Genomic DNA, 19,515 nt, shown 5'->3' with positions numbered 1-19,515 from the left:
TTCTCTATCCGGCCGCCCCTCGGAGGCATCGTGGACCAGTTGTTCATCACTTTGACCACCGGCATCGCCAACGGTGCCGTGTACGGTCTCATCGGACTCGGATTGGTCATCATCTTCCGATCCACCGACGTCATGAATTTCGCAATGGCGTCATTGTCGACCCTCGCCATCTACGTTGCCCTCAGCGCGTACGGGGCCGGCGTGGGCATTGCTGTCGCACTGGTGGTCGCAGTGGTCTTCGGAGCTCTCAGTGGAGTCGTGGTGCGGGAAGCACTGATTCGTCCGCTCGGGCAAGGGAAGCTCTTCGCTGCGCTCGTCGTCACGATGGGGCTGTCGATCATTGTCGAGCATCTGATCGGCCACTACTGGGGTGAGCAGCCGCGTCGATTCCCGCAGCTCGTCGACGGCACGATCTCGATCGGCAACTCGAACCTGATGCTGCAGGACATCGCCACGATTCTCCTCGCTGCGGTGGCCGTGTCGGCTATTGCGTATCTGTTCACGCGTACGCCGGTCGGATCCGCGATGCGCGCGGTCGCCGAATCTGCTGAGACCGCGGAGATCCTGGGCATCAACGCGCACAAGGTCGCGCGGATCGCCTGGGCACTCGGCATGGCGCTGGCGGTACTGGGAGTCTTCCTTTATGCCCCGAAAACCGGGGTTTCGCCGGTGATCCTCGCCCCGGTGTTGTTCCGTGCCTTCGCAGGCATCCTGCTCGGTGGTCTTACAAGCATGTACGGCGCGGTCATCGGTGGGCTCATCATCGGTGTCCTGGACAACCTCGCTGCAGCCTATATCTCCGCCAGCTTCCGCGACACGTTCGTCTTCTGCGTGGCGGTGCTCGTGCTCCTCATCCGCCCCCAGGGCATCTTCGGCCGCCAAACCTTCGAGAGGGTCTGATTCCATGGTCACAATAGATGGCTCGGCGCAGCGCGCCGGGCGCTCTGCCCAGCGGCTGTACAGCGCCGGTCAGCTTCTCGGCGGACCGGTCGCGGCGATCCTGACAATAATGGTGCTGTCTGCCGGACTCGTGCCGGGCTACCAGATTTACACGGTCGGACTTGCGGCGGTGTACGGACTGATCGTCTTGTCCATCTCGCTACTGGCCGGGTGGACGGGAATCTGGTCGATCGGGCATCCTGCGATGGTCGCAATCGGCGCGTATGTGACCGCCTACGGCAGCAGTAGCGGTTGGGGGCTGGACTTCACTTCCGTTGTCGCCGTTGTTTTGTGCGCATTACTGGGAGGGTTCCTGGGGTTCGCCGGCTCTCGCTTCTCCGTGCTGTACGTCGCTCTTCTCACGTTGGCCTTTACCTTGGTGACCCTCGAAATCATCGGTGCGTGGAAGAGCGTGACCGGTGGTGACCAAGGAGTGCCGGTCGACACATTCGAAACGGCGTTCGGCGAACTCGTTCCGTCATCCGACGCAGTCACCTACCTGGCCGTCGGAGTCCTCGGTCTCGCTGTAGCAGTGTCGGTATTCCTGCGCCGCACGACCATACGTATGCGCATGGTTGCGGCCAAGACACACCCACTGGCGGGCAGGTCGATCGGTATCGCGCCCGAACTGCAGTCGAGCCTCGGTTTCGCGATCAGCGCGGGTGTCGCAGGTCTTTCGGGTGTGCTACTCGCCTTGTTGTCGGGCTTCATCAGCCCGGAGGGATTCTCGATGGTCTTCGCAGTCAACCTGATTGCCGCGACCGTCCTCGGCGGGACCGGCAGCGTGGTCGGCGCCGTTCTCGGAGGTGCGTTCCTCGCATCCGCGCCGACGCTGGCGTCGTCGCTGTCGATCGACCAGCCTTATCTGATCGGGGGTGTCCTGATTCTCACCCTGCTGCTTCTCGCCGATGGAACAGTCCCGACGGCTGGGAGGCTGCTGCACCGATTCGTCCCGCTGACGCGTGCACTCGGCCGTCCGACGCTGCCCGCCCCTCAACCCCGCCTTCTGGATACTGCGGAATCAGGTGCGGACACGCGGGCCGATACCGCCGCGGCGACGGTGCTGAAGACGGAGGCACTCGGTGTTCGATTCGGTGGCCTTCAGGCGGTGCACAACATCGATCTCCGCGTCGATGCAGGTGAGGTGCTCGCGATCATCGGGCCGAACGGCGCCGGCAAGACCACCTTCGTCAACGCCCTGTGTGGCCTGATCGGTGGCGGTGAGCTCGTGGGGACAATGGAACTCGGTGGCAGGCCTTTGCACGGGGTGTGGGCGACTCGTCGGCGCTCGCTCGGCCTCGGCCGGACTTTTCAGCATGCTGAACTTTTCGCGGAACTGACCGTTCTCGAAAATGTCAGTGTCGTCAACCGTTGGGGGCGCCGTGCCGATCGCGACACGGCGTTGCAGGTCCTCGCAAGCGTCGGGTTGGCCGATCACGTGCACCGGTTCCCCACAGAACTGCCGTTCGGGCTGCAGAAGCGGGTCGATCTGGCCCGTGCGATCGCGGCGCTGGCAGACAACCCACGACTGATCGTGCTCGACGAACCGTTCGGCGGCCTCGACGCCGATGAACGTCACACCCTTGCAGGCCACATTCGCCGGCTCTCGCGTTCCGGTACCTCCGTGGTCATCATCGACCACGTCCTCGACGACTTGTTCGCCGTCGCAGATCGGGTGGTGGCGTTCGACTTCGGCGAGCTGATCGCCGATGGGACCCCGGACACCGTCCTGCAGAACCAACAGGTCCGCGACTCGTATCTGGGAAAAATCGACACAGCACTGATCGCACCCGACATCGACCGATCGGCGGCGCCATTGATCTCCCTGCGGGGGATCGAGCACCACTACGAGGGTGTGCAGGCATTGTCCGGCATCGATCTCGACGTCCATGTAGGCGGAATCCTCGGTATCGTGGGCGCGAACGGCGCCGGCAAGAGCACTCTGGGGCGGATCCTGCACGGCGATCTGCAGTCGACCGGCGGCACCCGGACATTCAATGGCACCAACGTATTACGCCTCAGCCTGGTTCCCGAGGGGCGCGCCTTGTTCCGCACCCTGTCGGTGCGCGAGAACCTGGAGGTCGCGGCGTACGCCGCCGGAATCTCCGGCCGCAGGCTGCGCACTCGGCTCGAAGAGTTGCAGCAAGGGCTCCCCGAACGGGTCCGCACCCGCATGGACATACCGGCAGGCTCACTGTCCGGCGGCGAACAACAGCTTGTCGCCATCGCGCGGGCGATGATGGCCGACCCCGAAGTTCTGATCCTCGACGAACCGGCGCTGGGTCTGTCCCCGGCGATGGTCGAGGAGGTGTATTCACAGGTGAACGACATGGCGCGCCGGGGCATTACGACCATCCTGCTCGACCAGTCACTCGCCCGCGCGCTCGAAGCCTGCAGCGAGGTCGTCGTTCTGCGTGAAGGTGAGGCCGTCGCGCGCGGCAACAGTGGCATGCCGGGATTCGATCAGATCGCCGAGGCTGCCTACTTCGGTACAGCCGTCCCTGCGGGTGTCGGCGAGGTTCACAGGTGACTGCAGTGCGCTCGATCAGACTCTGACGAAGGGACTACGGACGAACATGGACAGAACAGCAGGACATGGCAGATTCGAGGGCGCGGTTGCTCTGGTGACTGGAGGCGGATCAGGAATCGGAGCGGCCGTCGTCGCGCAACTCGTCGGTGAGGGAGCGGCCCGCGTCTACGTGGCCGATATCGTGGTCGAGAATGTGCGCCGACGGTACGGTGACGACCCCACGACGATTGCACGAGGGGTCGACGTCTCGGACCCGGAGGCCGTCGATGCCGCCATGGCGGAGGTCCTCGACGCCGAGGGGCGGCTCGACGTCGTCGTGCACGCCGCCGGCGTGGACGACCCGGAGTCCAAGAAGATCATCACGGAAGCGACCGCCGCTGGCGCACCGATCGACCTGACGGCGAATCTCACTGATGCGCAGTGGCGCCGAGTGATGTCGGTCAATCTGGACGGGACATTCCACGTGGTTCGCGCGGCCGTACGGGCGATGAAGCCGAAAGGTGGCGCGATCGTCGTGATCGGCTCGTCCTCAGCATTCGACACCTTGACGGGATACCCGCACTACGCCGCATCGAAAGCTGCTGTCCATGCCTTCTGCCAAGCCGTCGCCAAGGAGGCGGTGGCGTTCGGTATCCGACTCAACCTTGTCGCGCCCGGCCCGACGGACACCGGCATGGCCGCTCGCACACCAGAAGAATTCAAAGTGCAGTGGGTCAACAACACACCGGTGCCGTACGCGACAGTGGACGAGATCGCGGACAATGTGCTGTTTCTCGCTTCGGAGCAGGCCAGAAACGTAGTGGGTGCGGTGCTACTCAGCAACCGTGGACGATTCACCGTCTGACTGGTCATCCGAGCGGAACCGGAACACGGTATTCGATACGAGCGCATCCAGGTTGCCAACCTGGATGCGCTCGAGGTGTTACTGCGGTGACACGAATTCTCCGATGGGAACGAACTTGCCGTCTTCGACCTGGACTCGGACCACGCTGTCGGTGCCGAGATGCTCATCCGCACTGAATGTGAGTGGAGGCATCACGCCGGTGTCGACGGTGCCGCTCGTGATTATCGCGTCGGTGATGGACTTGGACGTGATTTCGCCGTCGATGCTCGCGAGGACCTGAGCAAATGCTTTCGCCGAGCCATAGGTTGCCAGCGAGTAGAAATCGGGCTTCTCGCCCGGCTTGTACTTGGCAAGCGCTTGTCGGTACTCCTCGACCTCAGGGTTGTCGGCGGTGGGCGGCAGCGTCAGTGACACGGCGCGGAACCCTTCGGCGTTCGCACCTGCGAGGTCGAGCAGACTGTTACCGACCGTGGGGGAGTAGCCGTAACTGGGGATCTTGACACCCTGCAGGGCCATCTCGTTGAGATACGCAGCGGCCTCCTGGATCGGTAGGATCGTCAGGACTGCATCGGGTGCAGCCGAACGGATCTGGGACACGAACGGGCTGTAGTCCGTGGTACCGAGCTTGACCTCCACCGTCGAGACCTTCGCTCCTGCCTTCTCGAGTTCAGTCGTGGCGACCGCGCCTACATTCACGAACGCTGCCGGATCGTTGCGGATGATCGTGACCTTCTCGGCACCCTCGTCGAGCGCCCACTGCGCGGCGGCGCGCGCCTGGTTCTCGTAGAGCGTCTGGCTGCCGAACAAAGCGTCACGCGGCGGGTCGTACCAGGCGGTGGAGCCGCCGTAGGTTCCGAAGATGGGTATGTCGTTCTGTTCGAGCACGAATGGAAACGTCGCCTCCGTGGTTGCCGTGCCGTTTGCGTTGACGATCGCGACAACCCGGTCGCGAGAGACCAACTGTCGAGCCACCTGAATCGTCTGCTGCGGGTCGAAAGCGTTGTCGACCGGGGTCCACTCAACGGGGCGACCGTGGATTCCTCCTGCCTCGTTGAGCTGATCGAAGAACGCTTGGGTGCCGGCTTCCTGGGGAAGACCCCCCGAAGCCTGTGGCCCCGAAAGGGGAAGCCATGCGCCGATTTTGATCGGCCCGCCCGCATCGCCGTCGCCGGCTTGCGTTCCGCACGCCGTCAACGCCGTGGCGAGGACTACACCGACCGTGAGAAGAATTTTCCGCACATCCACTCCTTGAATCGAGTTCAGTTCAAATAATGCTATAGAGGAAATGCTGTGTCGGCAATCACATTCGCGGACCGAGTGCGGATTCCTGCAGGCGGTCGAAGTCGTGAGGGCATGGTGTGCGAGGCCACGGGGGCTGAGGGTGAACTATTCGTCGTGAATCCACCGAATGCTTGAACTGACTTCAGTTGAGGAACTACGGTGGTGGGTGAGAATGCAACTGTTCGCAGGATGAGGAGCACCAGATGCCACGAATCGACACCGATCTACTCGTCATCGGCGCCGGCATGGCCGGGCTGACCGCGGCGGCTCGGGCGGTGGCCGGAGGACGGTCGGTTGTCGTCGTCGAAAAGTCTGCAACGATTGGTGGGTCCGCCCAGTTCGCGGGATACGCGTGGACTGCGCCCTCACACGAGGTCATGGACGAGGTCAATCCGAACGGCGACCCCGCATTACGTCGGGCGCTCGTCGACCGATTTTCGGACGGAATTTCTTGGATCCGATCACTCGGTATCGAGTGCGCTGATGCGGTGACAGTTCTCCGCTACGGCACGGGACACCAGTTCGACACCAACCGATACATCGACGAGTGTCGTCGGCGAATTCGCGGTCACGGCGGCGAGTTGCACACGAGCGCCGAGACCCTGTCCTTGCTCACACGAGGCGGCGAAGTCGTCGGTGCCCGTGTGCGCCTTTCGACCGGAGAGGAATGTGAAATACGTTCCCACGCGACGATTCTCGCCACCGGGGGATTCCAGGCGAATCCTGAACTGTCCGGTGAGCACATCCATCCCGCCGCGACCGAGATGCAGCTGCGTTCGAATCCTACGAGTGCAGGTGACGGACTACGTCTTGCCGAGGCCGTCGGCGCGGCCTCCGGCACGGACAGGTCCGGCTTCTACGGCCATCTCATCCCGGCCGGGGTGCGTTTCCGCGACGCGGCGGACTTCGTCGCGCTGTCGCTCTACTACAGTGAGCATGCGCTGTTGTTCAATCTCGACAACCGGCGTTTCACCGACGAGACCGTCGGTGACCATCTGACCACGATGGACCTGCTGGAGCAGCCGGAGTCGCGCGGGTTGCTCGTCGCCGACGCACGGGTGTACCGCGAGTGGATCACCGGCAGCTACGTCGAGGGCGCCGCCGCGATCGACAAGTTCGACCTCGCGCAGCGCCGGGGTGGGCGGTGCGGAATCGCCGAGAGCCTCGACGAGTTCGCCTATCTTCCCGAGGAGTGGGGCTACAACGGTGCCGCGATTGCGGATCAGATCCGGGCACTCAATGCGGCCGGTCCGGACGCTCACCCGCCGCGCCGCTACGACTTGAAGCCTCTTGATGAGGGGCCGTACTACCTCGTCGAGGCATGCCCGGCACTGACATTCCCTTTCCATGGCATCCGCATCGACGAGCACGGCCGCGTCCTGGATGCGACGGGCGGAACGATAAGCGGACTGTTCGCGGCTGGGTCGGACACCGGCGGCCTCTACAACCGCGCGTACACCGGCGGTATTGCACCTGCGCTGGTGTTCGGCCTGGCCGCCGCGGATCGCGCGGTGGCCGACCTCACCGCACCTGTGAGTACTTGTTAACCGCGGGCGGTTAACAAGTACTCACAGGGGGTGTTCCCCGACATCCGCGGCGGCGAGGATGATGACCAGCAACGGCACCACCTTCGCCGCCGCGATGCGGTAGTGGTTCCTCGACTCCTGCTCGACGATGCGTGCCCCGCCGAGGGCACGCAGGTGGTGGTAGAGCTGACCGGGCGAGGACAGCCCGAGCGCGGTCTGCAGTTCGGCCGCGCCGGCGGGACCGCGCAGCAGTGTGCGGACGATCGCGAGGCGGGTCGGATGTCCCAGGGCGGCGAGGACATTCGATACGGCCGTGGGGGACAGGTCGAGGGTTGCGCCGGCGTCGTAGCGGATCGTCCACTGGATCTCGCCGTCCAGGTCGACGGTGCCCTGATATCCGATCTGCCCGATGCTCTCGCCGACGTCGGCTGTCGGGGTTTCGGCGGGCCGGGCCGATTCGAGGGCGTGGACGCGGGCCTCGAGGTCGGCGAGCCGGGTGTCGTACTCGTCGTTCACACGGCACAACTTAGCTGCGACGTCGTGTCGGGATCGTCATCGCCTCGGTGACCACGCCGGGGAGGTTGCCGCCTTTGAAACCCAGCCCGTCCAGTCCGGGTGGGGCGGGCTGCCATTCGAGTGTTCGGCGCGCGACATCGGAGCCGGGACCGAAGTCGCCGCTCGCGATCGCGCGGTGCAGCGACGCCAGGCCCGCGGCCGAACCCGTCACCCCGGACTCCTGGACCCGGGCCGTGACCGCCGGGAAGTCGTCGCCGGGCGACATCCGCGCGACCTGTTCGCGGTAGGCGTCGTCGTGTGCGTAGCGCTGGGCGGCGTCCCACCGGGCATCCCGCGACATCGCCGGATCGAGGAGGGCGATGGTCGAGCCCAGCAGGGGCGGCACCTCCAGGTCGTCCCAGCCGCCCTGCGCGGCGGCGTCGGCGAGGGCGGCGTCGCCGAGTCGGTCGCGCAGGTAGTCGGGGACGGCGTTGTCGCTCTCCTGGATCATCGCGATCACCATCTGCTCGAGCGGGACCGTGGAGCCGGGTTCGGTGACGCCGAGCCGCTGCAGGGCCTTCGGGTGGGCGCCGCCGTCGGTGTTCGGGAGGTACCAGCGTTCCCACTCGGGCAGCGGCACCGGCTCGGCCGGGTCGAGTTCACCCGACGCGACGGCCCGGGCGTAGGCGGCCAGGTGCACCACCTTGATCGCGGACGCCAGCGGAACGGTGTCGCCGGCGCGGCGCTCGACCGTTCGGCCGCGACCGTCGTCGACGACGAAGGCGATGTCGTCGGGGTGGGAGCCGGCGTACCCGATCCATCCGGCGGCGGTCGTGATGTCGGCGGGTGGCAGCGGTGCGCATACGGCCGGCGCTGCCTGCTCGTCCGGGGAGGTGGCGGTGCCGTCGGTGCTGCACGCGCCCAGGCTCACCGCGACCGCGACTGCTGCCGCGACCGTGCCCAGCTTCCTGCTCATCGAGAAGATCCCCTCACCTGCGGAAATTCGATAATCCGGAATTGCGGAATTCTAGAAGAACGGTAGCCCGTACCGGCGGGACTGTCGAGACCGCACGCTCCGAACGTCCCGTCCGGCGCGGCCCGTAGGCTGACACCCGTGCGCGTACTCGTTATCGGCTCCGGAGCCCGTGAACATGCCCTCCTTCTCGCTCTTGCTCGCGATCCAGGGGTCAGTGCCCTGATGTGCGCGCCCGGCAACGCCGGGATCGGCAAGATCGCCGAGCAGCACCCCGTCGACATCGCGTCCGGGGAGGCCGTGGCGGCACTCGCGAAGAAGCTCGACGCCGACCTCGTCGTGGTCGGCCCCGAGGTCCCGCTGGTGCTGGGTGTCGCGGACGCCGTCCGCGCGGCAGGCATCGCCTGCTTCGGACCGTCGGCCGACGCCGCCCGCATCGAAGGTTCCAAGGCGTTCGCCAAGGACGTCATGGCCGCCGCCGGTGTGAAGACCGCGCACAGCGAGATCGTCGACTCGCCCGCCAAGCTGGACGAGGCACTCGACCGCTTCGGTCCCAACTGGGTGGTCAAGGACGACGGCCTCGCGGCAGGCAAGGGCGTCGTGGTCACCACGGATCGGGACGCGGCCCGCGATCACGCTGCCGAACTGCTCGAGAACGGTCACCCCGTTCTCCTCGAGTCCTTCCTCGACGGTCCCGAGGTGTCGCTGTTCTGCGTCGTCGACGGCGAGACCGTCGTGCCGCTGCTGCCGGCCCAGGACCACAAGCGCGTCGGCGACGGCGACACCGGACCCAACACCGGCGGCATGGGCGCGTACACGCCGCTGCCGTGGCTGCCCGAGCAGACCGTGACCCAGATCGTCGACGACGTCGTGAAGCCGGTCGCGGCCGAGCTCGTCGCCCGGGGCAGCGCCTTCAGTGGCCTGCTGTACGCCGGGCTGGCGATCGGCAAGGACGGCCCCGCCGTGGTCGAGTTCAACTGCCGCTTCGGCGACCCCGAGACGCAGGCGGTCCTCGCCCTGCTGAAGAGCCCGCTCGGCGAACTGCTGAACGCGGCCGCCACCGGAACGCTCGATCAGGTCGCGCCGCTCGAATGGCAGGACGGCTCGGCGGTGACCGTCGTGGTCGCGGCCGAGCACTACCCGGCCACCCCGCGCACCGGCGACGTGATCACCGGCGCCGACGGTGACGGCGTCCTGCACGCAGGCACCAAGCTCGTCGATGATCAGGTGGTCTCCGCCGGCGGGCGCGTGCTCAGCGTGGTCGGAGTCGGAGCCGACCTCGACGCGGCGCGCGCGGATGCGTACTCCAAGATCTCCGCGATCAAGCTGCCGGGAAGCCACTACCGCAAGGACATCGGACTGGCCGCGGTCGAGGGCCGCATCGCCATCCCCTGAGGTCGAAGCGCTCCAGCGGCGGAAACGGCCGACAGGCGTGCACCCCCGGGACATCCGGGGGTGCACGCCTTTTCGTCACGTCACCGGGCGGTCCATCCTCCGTCCATCGTGTAGGAGGCGCCGGTGACCATGCCTGCGTCGGCGGATGCCAGCCACGCGACGAGGGACGCCACCTCCGACGGTTCCACCAGTCGCTTGATCGCGCTCTCGGTGAGCATCACCTTCTCGATCACGTCGGCCTCGCTGATGCCGTGCACCTGTGCCTGATCCGCGATCTGCTTCTGCACCAACGGTGTCAGCACGTAGCCGGGGTTGACGCAGTTGCTGGTCACGCCGTGCGGGCCGCCCTCGAGCGCCGTCACCTTCGACAGTCCCTCGAGTCCGTGCTTGGCGGTGACGTACGCGGACTTGAACGCTGATGCGCGGAGCCCGTGCACGGACGAGACGTTGACGATGCGCCCGAATCCCGTGGAGTACATGTGCGGCAAGGCGGCACGGATCAGCAGGAACGGTGCCTCGACCATCAGCGTCTGGATGCGCCGGAAGTCCTCGGGGCGGAATTCCTCGATGGGGCTGATGGTCTGGATACCGGCGTTGTTGACGAGGATGTCGGTCTCGAGCCGCAGCTCGGTGAGCGGATCGGTGTCGAGGAGGTCGACGTGCCACGCGGTTCCGTCGATCTCGTCGGCGAGGCTCTTGGCGGCCACGTCGTCGAGGTCCGCGACCGTGACGTGGGCTCCGCGCGCGGCGAGTGTTCGGGCGCAGGCCGCGCCGATCCCGCTGGCGCCGCCGGTGACGAGCGCGGTGCGTCCGGTCAGGTTCTGCTCGGTCATGCGGGGACCCCGTCCTTCGCGCCGGCAGCCTTCTCGTCGGCCAGGATCTGGGCGTCCGCCGCGTCGATCGATTCGAGCGAGATGCCCTTGGTCTCCCGGGCGACGATGACGGCGACGACGGTGACAAGGCACGCGATCGCCAGGTAGATCGCAATCGGAACGGACGAGTCGTACTTGCTGAGCAGGCTGGCCGCGATGATCGGCGCCAGCGAACCGGCCACGATCGACGTCACCTGGTAGCCGAGGGAGACACCCGAGTACCGCATACGCGTCGGGAACATCTCGGTCATGATCGCCGGCTGGCCGGCGTACATGAAGGCGTGGAACACCAGGCCGATGATGATCGCTCCGAGGATGACGGCGTTGTGCCCGCTGTTCATCATCGGGAAGGCGAAGAAGCCCCACGTGCCGGCGGTCAGCGCGCCGATCATGTAGACGGGGCGCCGGCCGATGGTGTCGGAGAGCCGCCCGACGAGCGGGATCACCGCGAAGTGCACGGCGTGCGCGATCAGCATCCACCACAGGATCTGCGCGGTATCGGTGTGGACGACCACCTTGAGATAGGTGATCGAGAACGTGACCACCAGGTAGTACATGACGTTCTCACCGAAACGCAGGCCCATCGCCGTCAACACGCCGCGGGGGTAACGCTTGAGCACCTCGAAGACGCTGAACGACGTCTCCTTGATGTGCTCCGCTTCCTTCTGTGCCTGGATGAAGATCGGAGCGTCCGTGACCTTCGTGCGGATGTAGTACCCGACGAGGACGATCACGGCCGACAGCCAGAACGCCACGCGCCAGCCCCAGCTGAGGAACGCCGCATCGGACAGCGTCGTCGTCAGGATCAGCAGGACGACGGTCGCGACGAGGTTGCCCGCAGGCACGCCGGCCTGCGGCCACGACGACCAGAAGCCGCGGGACTTGTTCGGGCTGTGCTCGGCCACCAGCAGCACCGCGCCACCCCATTCGCCGCCGACGGCGAATCCCTGGATGAAACGGAGGGTGACGAGCAGGGCCGGGGCCCAGTACCCGATCTGGTTGTACGTGGGCAGGCAGCCCATGAGGAACGTGGCCGCGCCGACGAGGAGAAGGCTGAACTGGAGCAGTTGTTTGCGGCCGAACTTGTCGCCGAAGTGACCGAAGACGATGCCGCCGAGAGGCCGGGCGATGAAGCCGACGGCGTAGGTCACAAACGCCGCGATGATCGCGTCGAGTTCGTTGCCGCCGGCGGCGAAGAACACCTTGCTGAACACGAGCGTCGCCGCGGTCCCGTAGAGGAAGAACTCGTACCATTCGACGACGGTGCCGGCCATGGATGCGCCGACCACCTTCTTCAGCCCGGACGGCGGGGCTTCTTTCGCGTGCGCTGTTTCGTCGACGCTCATCTGTCGCTCCTCGTTACACTCCGTACCCCGTTGTGACTGGGGACACAGTTCGTTGGTCCTGCCGAGTATTGATGCATATTTGTGCGCACACAATGACGCAACCTGCAGTCGGCATGTGCAAATATGCAGAAATGACCTCCGGAACGGCCATGCCCAGCGCCGACGACCTGCTCGTACTGCTGGCAGTGGGGCGGACCGGCCGCTTCAACACCGCCGCCGACGACCTGGGCGTCAACCACACGACCATCTCGCGGCGGATCGCGAGTCTGGAGAAGAGCCTCGGCGGCCGGGTACTCGTGAAGGCCGCCGGCGGGTGGGAACTCACCGACCTCGGGCGGCAGGCGCTGACCGCGGCCGAACGCGTGGAGGCCGCCGTCCACGGACTCGTCGCCGAACCCGGCCGCGCCGACCACCTGAAGGGCGTGGTCCGGGTATCGGCGACCGACGGGTTCAGCGCCTACATCGCGGCACCCGCCGGCGCGCTGATCCGCAGCAGGCACCCCGAGGTGTCCGTGGAGATCGTCGCGATCACCCGTCGGGCCTCACAGCATCGCTCGGGGCTCGACATCGAGATCGTCGTGGGCAAGCCGCAGGTGCACCGGGCGGAGGCGCTGTGGCTGGCCGACTACACCCTCGGCCTGTACGGCGCGAAGTCGTATCTGTCCACACACGGCACCCCGAGGCAGGTGGGTGATCTGGCCGATCATTCACTCGTCTACTTCATCGACTCGATGCTGCAGGTCGACGAACTCGACCTCGCACGCCGCCTCACCGTCTCGATGCGCGAATCGGTGACGTCCACCAACGTGTTCGTGCACGTCGAGGCCACCCGGGCGTCGGCAGGTATCGGGTTGCTTCCGTGCTTCATGGCCGACCGCCACGACGACCTGGTGCGGGTCCTGCCCGGACAGGTCGAGGCCACGCTGGCGTACTGGCTCGTGGCAAGACCCGAGTCGTTGCGCCGACCGGAGGTCGCGGCGGTGGTGGGCGCGATCCGGGAGACGGTGGAGTCGCAGCGGGACGCGTTGGCGGGGCAGTGAGCACGTCACGCTAGCGTCAAGGGGTGCGTTCAGAATCCCAGCGGTCCAACATCCAGACCTTCCACGTGATGGACGTGTGGAAGGCCGCCACCGAACGTCAGCGCACCCACGGTGACGTGCTGACGCTCGCAGCGGGGCAGCCGTCCACTCCCGCTCCGCAGCCGGTTCTCCGCGCGACGCGGGAAGTGCTCGACGGACACCTGCTCGGCTACACGGAGACGTTCGGGATCCTGCCACTGCGGGAGGCGATCGCCGGCTACCACTCCGCCAAATCCGGTATCGACGTCGACGCCGAGGACGTCGTCGTGACCACCGGATCCTCCGGCGCGTTCACGCTGCTGTTCCTCGCCGCCTTCGACGTCGGCGACACCGTCGTGGTGGCCCGCCCCGGCTACCCGGCCTACCGGAACACGCTTGCCGCGCTCGGCTGCAACGTCATCGAGCTCGACTGCGGAGCGGACACCCGGTTCCAGCCGACGGTCGCGATGCTCGACGCCCTGCCCGAGCCGCCGGCCGGACTGATCGTCGCCAGCCCCGCCAACCCCACGGGCACCGTCATCGACCCCGGCGAACTGGCCGCCCTCGCCCGCTGGTGCGACGACCACGGGACGCTGCTGATCTCCGACGAGATCTACCACGGCATCGGATACGGCGAGCAGGCGATGACCAGCTCGTGGGAGACGTCGCGCGAATCCGTCGTCGTCGGATCGGTATCCAAGTACTTCTCGATGACGGGCTGGCGGCTGGGCTGGATGCTGGTCCCCGAGGGGCTGCGCCGACCGTTGCAGCGCCTGGCCTCGAACATGACGGTGTGCCCGCCGGCCATCTCCCAGTACGCGGCGATCGCCGCGTTCACCGAGGAATCGAGGGCCGAGCTCGACGGCCACGTCCAGCGCTACGCCGTCAACCGGGAGCTTCTGCTCACCGGGCTTCCGGAAGTGGGTATCACCGACCTGGCGCCTGCCGACGGCGCGTTCTACGTGTACGCCGACATCGGGCACCTGCTCGGCGGATCCCACGGCGCGACGTCGACGGAATGGTGCTCGCGACTGCTGCAGGACACCGGTCTGGCGCTGGCCCCGGGCATCGATTTCGACACCGTTCACGGCGACCGGACGGTCCGGCTGTCGTTCGCCGGGTCCACAGCCGAGGTCCGGGAATCGCTGGTGCGACTGGGTCGCTGGCTATAGGCGGAGTTACTCAGGCACGGCTCTTGCGGCGGCGCCGCAGCAGTTGTTCGATGGACTTGGGCGCACTGCGTGTTCGGGCGTGCCAGGCAAGGAGAACGGCGATGCTGTACATCGCGTTGTTCGCATTCGTGTTGTGGGTCCTGTGCTTCGCCGACGCCATCACCACCGACGACGACCAGTTCCGGAACCTCTCGAAGGAGGGCTGGCTGGTGATCGTGCTGCTGCTTCCGCTCGTCGGCTCGGTGTTGTGGCTCGTCGTCGGACGGCCGCCGAAGGACCCGGGCGATCGGCTGCCCGCCGACCCGGAGGAAGCCGAGTTCGTGCGGCGGTGCCGGGAACGGGCGGAGGAGCAGCGCCGGGAAGGTTTCCACGGGCACGACCAGGAGTAGAAGGCCTACACTGTGGCTAGGATTACACTGTTACACACCGGCCCTGAGGCGACGACATGAGCGACATCAGTCATCCACAGCCACCCGTTCCCGGCGGAGTCCGCATCGGGACCGTGGAACGGGAGCAAGCCGCGGCGGCACTCGCCGAACATTTCGCAGCCGGACGGCTCGAGACCGACGAGTTCGACGCGAGGGTGCGCCAGGCGTACCTCGCCAAGACCGCCGCCGACCTCACGCCGCTCTTCGCGGACCTCCCAGACGAACAGCGCTTCGCGCCCGAACCCGATCGCGTGCGCCGCGATCCGGGACGGGAGGCCGCGGCGTTGCGGACGCTGGTGTTCGTGGTGGCCGTGCTCGCCGCGATCCTGTGGGTCGCCCTGGTGCGCGTCCCTCCACTCGTCTTCCTGCCCATCGTCTGGCTTGTGCTGGCCCGTCGGGGCTTCGGCAGGCGGTCGTGCCGGGCGTGGTGACGCGCTGACTCGGACCGGCGAGAACTGCGGAAAACTACCGCGAGGTCGGTTGTCGCTCCCGTACTCTGACAGGCAGGTCCACGCCGTCGAGCGATCGAGGAGCCACGATGACCACCAGAATTGTGCGATGTGCGAGCCTGATCCCGGTTGTCGCGGCGTCCGCGCTGCTGCTGGGTGGATGCGGTTCCGACAGCAGTGACACCTCGTCGACATCTGCCAGTGCCACGGCGTCGGCCACGACTGCGGCGCCGACGACTACGGGCACGGCGGTGGCGTCGGCGGTCACCCAGCAGCAGGCGGAGCAGATCGCTGTCGCGACGGTCCCGGGTGGCACGGTCGCGAACTCCGAGGAACAGCAGCGGGACGGTAAGACGGTGTGGCACGTCCACATCCGCGATGCGCGGGGTTACGACTACGACGTGAATGTCGATGCGGCGACCGGCGCGGTGGTGCCCGACAGTCAGAACAGGGAGACCACCGCGACACCCGCACCCGCTCCCCCCGCCGGTGGAGCGGTCACCCAGCAGCAGGCGGAGCAGATCGCTGTCGCGACAGTGCCGGGCGGCACGGTGGCGAACGCCGAGCAGCAGCAGCGGGATGGTACGGCGGTGTGGCACATTCACCTCCGCGACGCCAAGGGCTGGGACTACGACGTGGATGTCGACGCGGCGACCGGAGTCGTCCTTCCCGACAACTGACCGCAGTGGGTAGAACGACCCATGTTCCGCCCGGGGCGAGATGGGTGAATTTTCCGATGCCCAGGTGATGACGTCGCTCTAGCGTCGATGGCATGGTCACCACGTCAGTTCTCGTGTCACACTCCGACTTCCAGCGGTGGGCCGCCCGTGCGGGCGCAGCGGGACCGCTGCTGTTCACCGCGGGGTTCGTCGCCCAGGAGGCATTCCTCCGGGACGACTACAGCCCGATCGCCGACCCGGTCAGCGCTCTCGAGGCGGACCCGAGCGGGTGGATCCAGCAGCTGAACTTCCTGGCTTTCGCCGCGCTACTGCTGATCTTCGCGGCCGGACTGCATCGCGGCATCGCGGCGACGCGCTTCGGCTGGGTGGGGCCGGCCCTGCTCGGCGTGGCAGCGGTGGGGCTGACCCTCGCCGCCGTGTTCCCGTTGCGTGAGGATCCGGCCGGGGAGCCCTACGACCCTGGCCGCCATGTGATCTCGGGGATCACGTTCTTCTCCTGCAGTGCCCTGGCCCTGGTGATGCTGTCGCGCCGGTTCGCCGCCGATTCGCGGTGGCGCGGCCTGGCGCGGTACGTCGCGGTCGCCGGGGTGCTCGGACTGGGATGCTTCGTGATGCTGGGCCGGTTCGCGATGCCGGAGGGTGCCCCACTGCACGATGTCGCCGGACTTCTCCAGCGGTTCACCCTTCTCGCCGTGACGTTCCCCGCGCTGGTGACGATCGCCCTGCGACTTCGTCGCCTCGCCTGCCGGCCCCCGGATCTCATCCGGTCGTGAAGACCGGCATCTGTACTCGCCGAGGCAACTCGTGTCGTAGCCGCCGACCGGTTTCTCGAGGAAGCCGACCGTGACCCGTCTGCGCCGACTGGAACTCGTCGATCTCGAGGCACGGCAGGAACGGGTCGGAGTGCATGGTGCCGCGCTGGGCGAGGAACAGGACGTCGCGGTCGCGGTTCAGCCCGAGCGTCGCGATCTGGGCAGCGCCGGCGAGCGCGGGCCCGCCCGGACCTCCCGTCAGATAGACGAGCGGGTCGGGTCGCGGGGTCGGAGACGTGGCAACGAGTCGCGTCACGGCTAGGTCGATCCGTCGTCCGTCCGGACGCGATCGGTCCTCCGGCACGGTCAGGGTGCCACAGCTGAAGCCGGGTCCGAGATCGAGTTGCGGCACCCCGGCGACGTTCGGGGACGGGCACGCCGCGGCGGTGTACGTGGCCGCGGACGAGGGGTCCGGATCCGGTGCGGAGCCACCCCGGGATCCGCACGCCGATACCAGGCCAATCGGCGCGATCACCGCACATCCCAGGGCCAGCATCCGCACGGACACCCGCATGGTCCCGACGCTACGCGGGTGGCCTCCGCAGCCCACATACTTCGCGGTCTGTCGTCCAATTTGCCCTGGTGCGGCACCCGCGGCTGGCAGGATGAATTGGTGTCATCTGCGGCAACTCCGAAGGGCGAACGGCGCCGACAGGCGCTGGTCGAGGCTGCCGCCGATCTGTTGCTCGAGGGCGGATTCGACGCGGTCCGGCACCGCTCGGTGGCCACCCGGGCCGACCTTCCGCTCGCGTCGACCACCTACTATTTCGAGTCGCTGGACGACCTGATCGCGAAGGCCGTCGAATGCAACGGCAACCGTGATCTCGCGGTCATGCGCGGCCGCGTCGACGACGTCACGCACCGGCGCCGCGGTCGCGAATCCACCGTCGACCTCCTCCTCGACCTACTCGTCGGACCGGCTCTGATCAGTGAGGACTGCCGCGAGAGGCTGATCTCCCGGTACGAGCGGTTCACGGCCTGCGCGCGTCGCCCCGAACTGCGCGAGGTGCAGTTGCGGTTGCGCGCGCAACTCGACGACATACTCACCGAGGCCCTGCGACGCTCCGACCGCGACGTCCGGCAGGAGCAACTCCGGCGGCTCGTCGCCGTCGTCGACGGAGCTCTGGTGACCGCGCTCGGCGAACACGACCCCGACCTGCGGGCCCTAGCCCGGGCCATGCTGCTCGACGTCGTCGACGTCGTCGCGCCCGCCCTGGACCGGCCGGACCACGTCGAGCTGTAGCACCGCCGTAAACTGAGGACTCGTGAGCCGCATCCCGAACGTCCTTGCCAACCGTTACGCCAGCCCCGAACTCGTCGAGTTGTGGTCGCCCGAGCACAAGATCGTCCTCGAGCGTCAGCTGTGGCTCGCCGTGCTGCGTGCCCAGGCGGAACTCGGGATCGACGTGCCGGCCGAGGCGCTCGCCGACTACGAGCGGGTGCTCGAGCAGGTGGACCTCGACTCCATCGCCGACCGTGAGCGCGTCACGCGCCACGACGTGAAGGCCCGCATCGAGGAGTTCAACGCCCTCGCCGGGCACGAGCAGGTTCACAAGGGTCTGACCAGCCGCGACCTCACCGAGAACGTCGAGCAGCTGCAGATCCTGCGGTCGCTCGAGCACGTGCACGCGCACGGCGTCGCGGTCGCCGCCCGGCTGGCCGAGCGGGCCGCCGAGTACGGCAGCCTCGTCATGGCCGGCCGGTCGCACAACGTCGCGGCGCAGGCCACCACACTGGGCAAGCGGTTCGCGTCGGCGGCCGACGAACTGCTCGTCGCGCTCACCCGGCTGCGCGAGCTGATCGACCGCTACCCGCTGCGCGGCATCAAGGGCCCCATGGGCACAGCGCAGGACATGCTCGACCTCCTCGACGGCGACGCGTCCAAGCTGGAGGCGCTCGAGCAGAAGGTCGCCGAGCACCTCGGCTTCTCCCACGTGTTCACGAGCGTCGGCCAGGTGTACCCGCGGTCGCTGGACCACGACGTGCTGTCCGCGCTGGTTCAGGTGGCGGCCGGGCCGTCGTCGTTCGCGCACACCATCCGCCTGATGGCCGGCCACGAACTGGTCACCGAGGGCTTCCAGCCCGGCCAGGTCGGGTCGTCCGCGATGCCGCACAAGATGAACACCCGTTCCTGCGAGCGCGTCAACGGATTGCAGGTCGTGCTGCGCGGGTACGCGTCCATGGCCGCCGAGCTCGCGGGCGCGCAGTGGAACGAGGGCGACGTGTTTTGCTCGGTGGTGCGCCGCGTCGCGCTGCCGGACGCGTTCTTCGCGATCGACGGACTGATCGAGACGTTCCTGACGGTGCTCGCCGAATTCGGCGCCTACCCCGCCGTCATCGAGAAGGAACTCGCCCGGTACCTGCCGTTCCTCGCCACGACCAAGGTCCTGATGGCCCTGGTGCGGGCCGGAGTGGGCCGGGAGACGGCGCACGAGGTCATCAAGGAACACGCCGTCGCCGTCGCGCTGGCGATGCGCGAGGAAGGCAAGGAACCCGACCTCCTCGACCGCCTGGCCGCCGACGACCGCTTGCCCCTCGACCGGGCCGCCCTCGACGAGGCCCTCGCCGACAAGAAGGCGTTCATCGGTGCCGCAGAGTCCCAGGTCGCCACGGTCGTCGCGCAGGTGCAGAAGCTCGTCGACGCCAACCCCGAGGCGGCCGCCTACCAGCCGTCCCCGATCCTGTAGGCGCGTAGCGCCCGTGCGCCTTTTTGGT

19 protein-coding genes are annotated in these 19,515 nt (G+C 67.2%); 13 read left to right on the top strand and 6 right to left on the bottom strand.

From position 1 onward, the window contains the following. Nucleotides 1-30 precede the first annotated feature (30 nt). Genes GO592_RS25735 through GO592_RS25725 form a run of 3 tightly spaced genes read left to right on the top strand, consistent with a single transcriptional unit; the run spans nucleotide 31 to nucleotide 4,313 of the window. The gene (locus GO592_RS25735) at nucleotides 31-900 is read left to right on the top strand and encodes a branched-chain amino acid ABC transporter permease (RefSeq protein ID WP_007300996.1); all 870 of its coding nucleotides are present in this window, start codon (nucleotides 31-33) and stop codon (nucleotides 898-900) included. Nucleotides 901-904: 4 nt separating this feature from the next. Continuing rightward, nucleotides 905-3,469, top strand: a complete 2,565-nt coding sequence (locus GO592_RS25730) for an ATP-binding cassette domain-containing protein (RefSeq protein ID WP_039952916.1) — start codon at nucleotides 905-907, stop codon at nucleotides 3,467-3,469. Between the two features lie 46 nt (nucleotides 3,470-3,515). Further along, nucleotides 3,516-4,313, top strand: coding sequence for an SDR family NAD(P)-dependent oxidoreductase (locus tag GO592_RS25725; protein ID WP_039952917.1), 798 nt, complete (start codon nucleotides 3,516-3,518; stop codon nucleotides 4,311-4,313). 78 nt (nucleotides 4,314-4,391) lie between these two features. Here GO592_RS25725 and GO592_RS25720 read toward each other — a convergent pair whose 3' ends face one another. Then, nucleotides 4,392-5,552: an ABC transporter substrate-binding protein gene (locus tag GO592_RS25720; protein WP_007300999.1), complete on the bottom strand. Its 1,161-nt coding sequence runs from the start codon at nucleotides 5,550-5,552 to the stop codon at nucleotides 4,392-4,394. A 245-nt stretch (nucleotides 5,553-5,797) separates the two neighbouring features. On the opposite strand from GO592_RS25720, the gene GO592_RS25715 reads away from it, so the two are divergent. Continuing rightward, on the top strand, nucleotides 5,798-7,141 hold the full coding sequence (locus GO592_RS25715) for an FAD-dependent oxidoreductase (RefSeq protein WP_007301000.1): 1,344 nt from the start codon (nucleotides 5,798-5,800) through the stop codon (nucleotides 7,139-7,141). A gap of 21 nt (nucleotides 7,142-7,162) precedes the next feature. Here the strand turns inward: GO592_RS25715 and GO592_RS25710 are convergent, their stop codons facing one another. Together GO592_RS25710 and GO592_RS25705 are read right to left on the bottom strand one after the other, a co-directional pair. Then, complete coding sequence (locus tag GO592_RS25710; RefSeq protein WP_007301001.1) at nucleotides 7,163-7,636, bottom strand: ArsR/SmtB family transcription factor; 474 nt, start codon at nucleotides 7,634-7,636, stop codon at nucleotides 7,163-7,165. A gap of 10 nt (nucleotides 7,637-7,646) precedes the next feature. Further along, entirely contained in the window at nucleotides 7,647-8,591 is a 945-nt protein-coding gene (locus GO592_RS25705) for a serine hydrolase (protein WP_007301002.1), read from the bottom strand. Between the two features lie 138 nt (nucleotides 8,592-8,729). Here GO592_RS25705 and purD point away from each other — a divergent pair, with 138 nt between their 5' ends. Continuing rightward, complete coding sequence (gene purD, locus GO592_RS25700; protein WP_007301003.1) at nucleotides 8,730-9,983, top strand: phosphoribosylamine--glycine ligase; 1,254 nt, start codon at nucleotides 8,730-8,732, stop codon at nucleotides 9,981-9,983. Between the two features lie 80 nt (nucleotides 9,984-10,063). Here purD and GO592_RS25695 read toward each other — a convergent pair whose 3' ends face one another. Beyond that, complete coding sequence (locus tag GO592_RS25695) at nucleotides 10,064-10,816, bottom strand: 3-hydroxybutyrate dehydrogenase (protein WP_005254902.1); 753 nt, start codon at nucleotides 10,814-10,816, stop codon at nucleotides 10,064-10,066. Then, nucleotides 10,813-12,201, bottom strand: a complete 1,389-nt coding sequence (locus GO592_RS25690; RefSeq protein ID WP_007301004.1) for an MFS transporter — start codon at nucleotides 12,199-12,201, stop codon at nucleotides 10,813-10,815. The genes GO592_RS25695 and GO592_RS25690 overlap by 4 nt, the downstream gene beginning before the upstream one ends. A gap of 131 nt (nucleotides 12,202-12,332) precedes the next feature. Between GO592_RS25690 and GO592_RS25685 the strand changes: the two genes are divergently transcribed. The 6 genes from GO592_RS25685 (at nucleotide 12,333) to GO592_RS25660 (ending at nucleotide 16,761) form a co-directional block, all read left to right on the top strand. Next, nucleotides 12,333-13,241 (top strand): LysR family transcriptional regulator, encoded by a 909-nt coding sequence (locus tag GO592_RS25685; RefSeq protein ID WP_007301005.1) that lies wholly within the window; start codon nucleotides 12,333-12,335, stop codon nucleotides 13,239-13,241. A gap of 23 nt (nucleotides 13,242-13,264) precedes the next feature. Continuing rightward, nucleotides 13,265-14,431 carry a pyridoxal phosphate-dependent aminotransferase gene (locus tag GO592_RS25680; RefSeq protein ID WP_007301006.1) on the top strand — a complete coding sequence of 389 codons (1,167 nt, stop codon included), beginning with the start codon at nucleotides 13,265-13,267 and terminating at the stop codon, nucleotides 14,429-14,431. Nucleotides 14,432-14,532: 101 nt separating this feature from the next. Beyond that, nucleotides 14,533-14,820 (top strand): PLDc N-terminal domain-containing protein, encoded by a 288-nt coding sequence (locus tag GO592_RS25675; RefSeq protein ID WP_005254896.1) that lies wholly within the window; start codon nucleotides 14,533-14,535, stop codon nucleotides 14,818-14,820. Nucleotides 14,821-14,876: 56 nt separating this feature from the next. Beyond that, nucleotides 14,877-15,290 (top strand): DUF1707 SHOCT-like domain-containing protein, encoded by a 414-nt coding sequence (locus GO592_RS25670; RefSeq protein ID WP_005254895.1) that lies wholly within the window; start codon nucleotides 14,877-14,879, stop codon nucleotides 15,288-15,290. Between the two features lie 107 nt (nucleotides 15,291-15,397). Then, the gene (locus GO592_RS25665; RefSeq protein ID WP_039952918.1) at nucleotides 15,398-15,988 is read left to right on the top strand and encodes a PepSY domain-containing protein; all 591 of its coding nucleotides are present in this window, start codon (nucleotides 15,398-15,400) and stop codon (nucleotides 15,986-15,988) included. 92 nt (nucleotides 15,989-16,080) lie between these two features. Further along, complete coding sequence (locus GO592_RS25660; protein WP_007301008.1) at nucleotides 16,081-16,761, top strand: DUF998 domain-containing protein; 681 nt, start codon at nucleotides 16,081-16,083, stop codon at nucleotides 16,759-16,761. On the opposite strand, the gene GO592_RS25655 is transcribed toward GO592_RS25660, so the two are convergent. Next, entirely contained in the window at nucleotides 16,748-17,314 is a 567-nt protein-coding gene (locus GO592_RS25655; protein ID WP_039952920.1) for a hypothetical protein, read from the bottom strand. The genes GO592_RS25660 and GO592_RS25655 overlap by 14 nt on opposite strands. A 99-nt stretch (nucleotides 17,315-17,413) precedes the next feature. Here GO592_RS25655 and GO592_RS25650 point away from each other — a divergent pair, with 99 nt between their 5' ends. Then, nucleotides 17,414-18,043, top strand: a complete 630-nt coding sequence (locus GO592_RS25650; protein WP_007301010.1) for a TetR/AcrR family transcriptional regulator — start codon at nucleotides 17,414-17,416, stop codon at nucleotides 18,041-18,043. Nucleotides 18,044-18,065: 22 nt separating this feature from the next. Further along, complete coding sequence (gene purB, locus GO592_RS25645) at nucleotides 18,066-19,487, top strand: adenylosuccinate lyase (protein ID WP_007301011.1); 1,422 nt, start codon at nucleotides 18,066-18,068, stop codon at nucleotides 19,485-19,487. The last annotated feature ends 28 nt before the right edge of the window (nucleotides 19,488-19,515 follow it).

Origin of the sequence: Rhodococcus sp. 21391, from assembly GCF_016772255.1 — a bacterium.
GTDB classification, from domain to species: Bacteria; Actinomycetota; Actinomycetes; order Mycobacteriales; family Mycobacteriaceae; genus Rhodococcus_F; species Rhodococcus_F opacus.
Note: the sequence above shows the minus strand (reverse complement) of the source record. Positions and strands in the feature narration are given on the sequence as shown.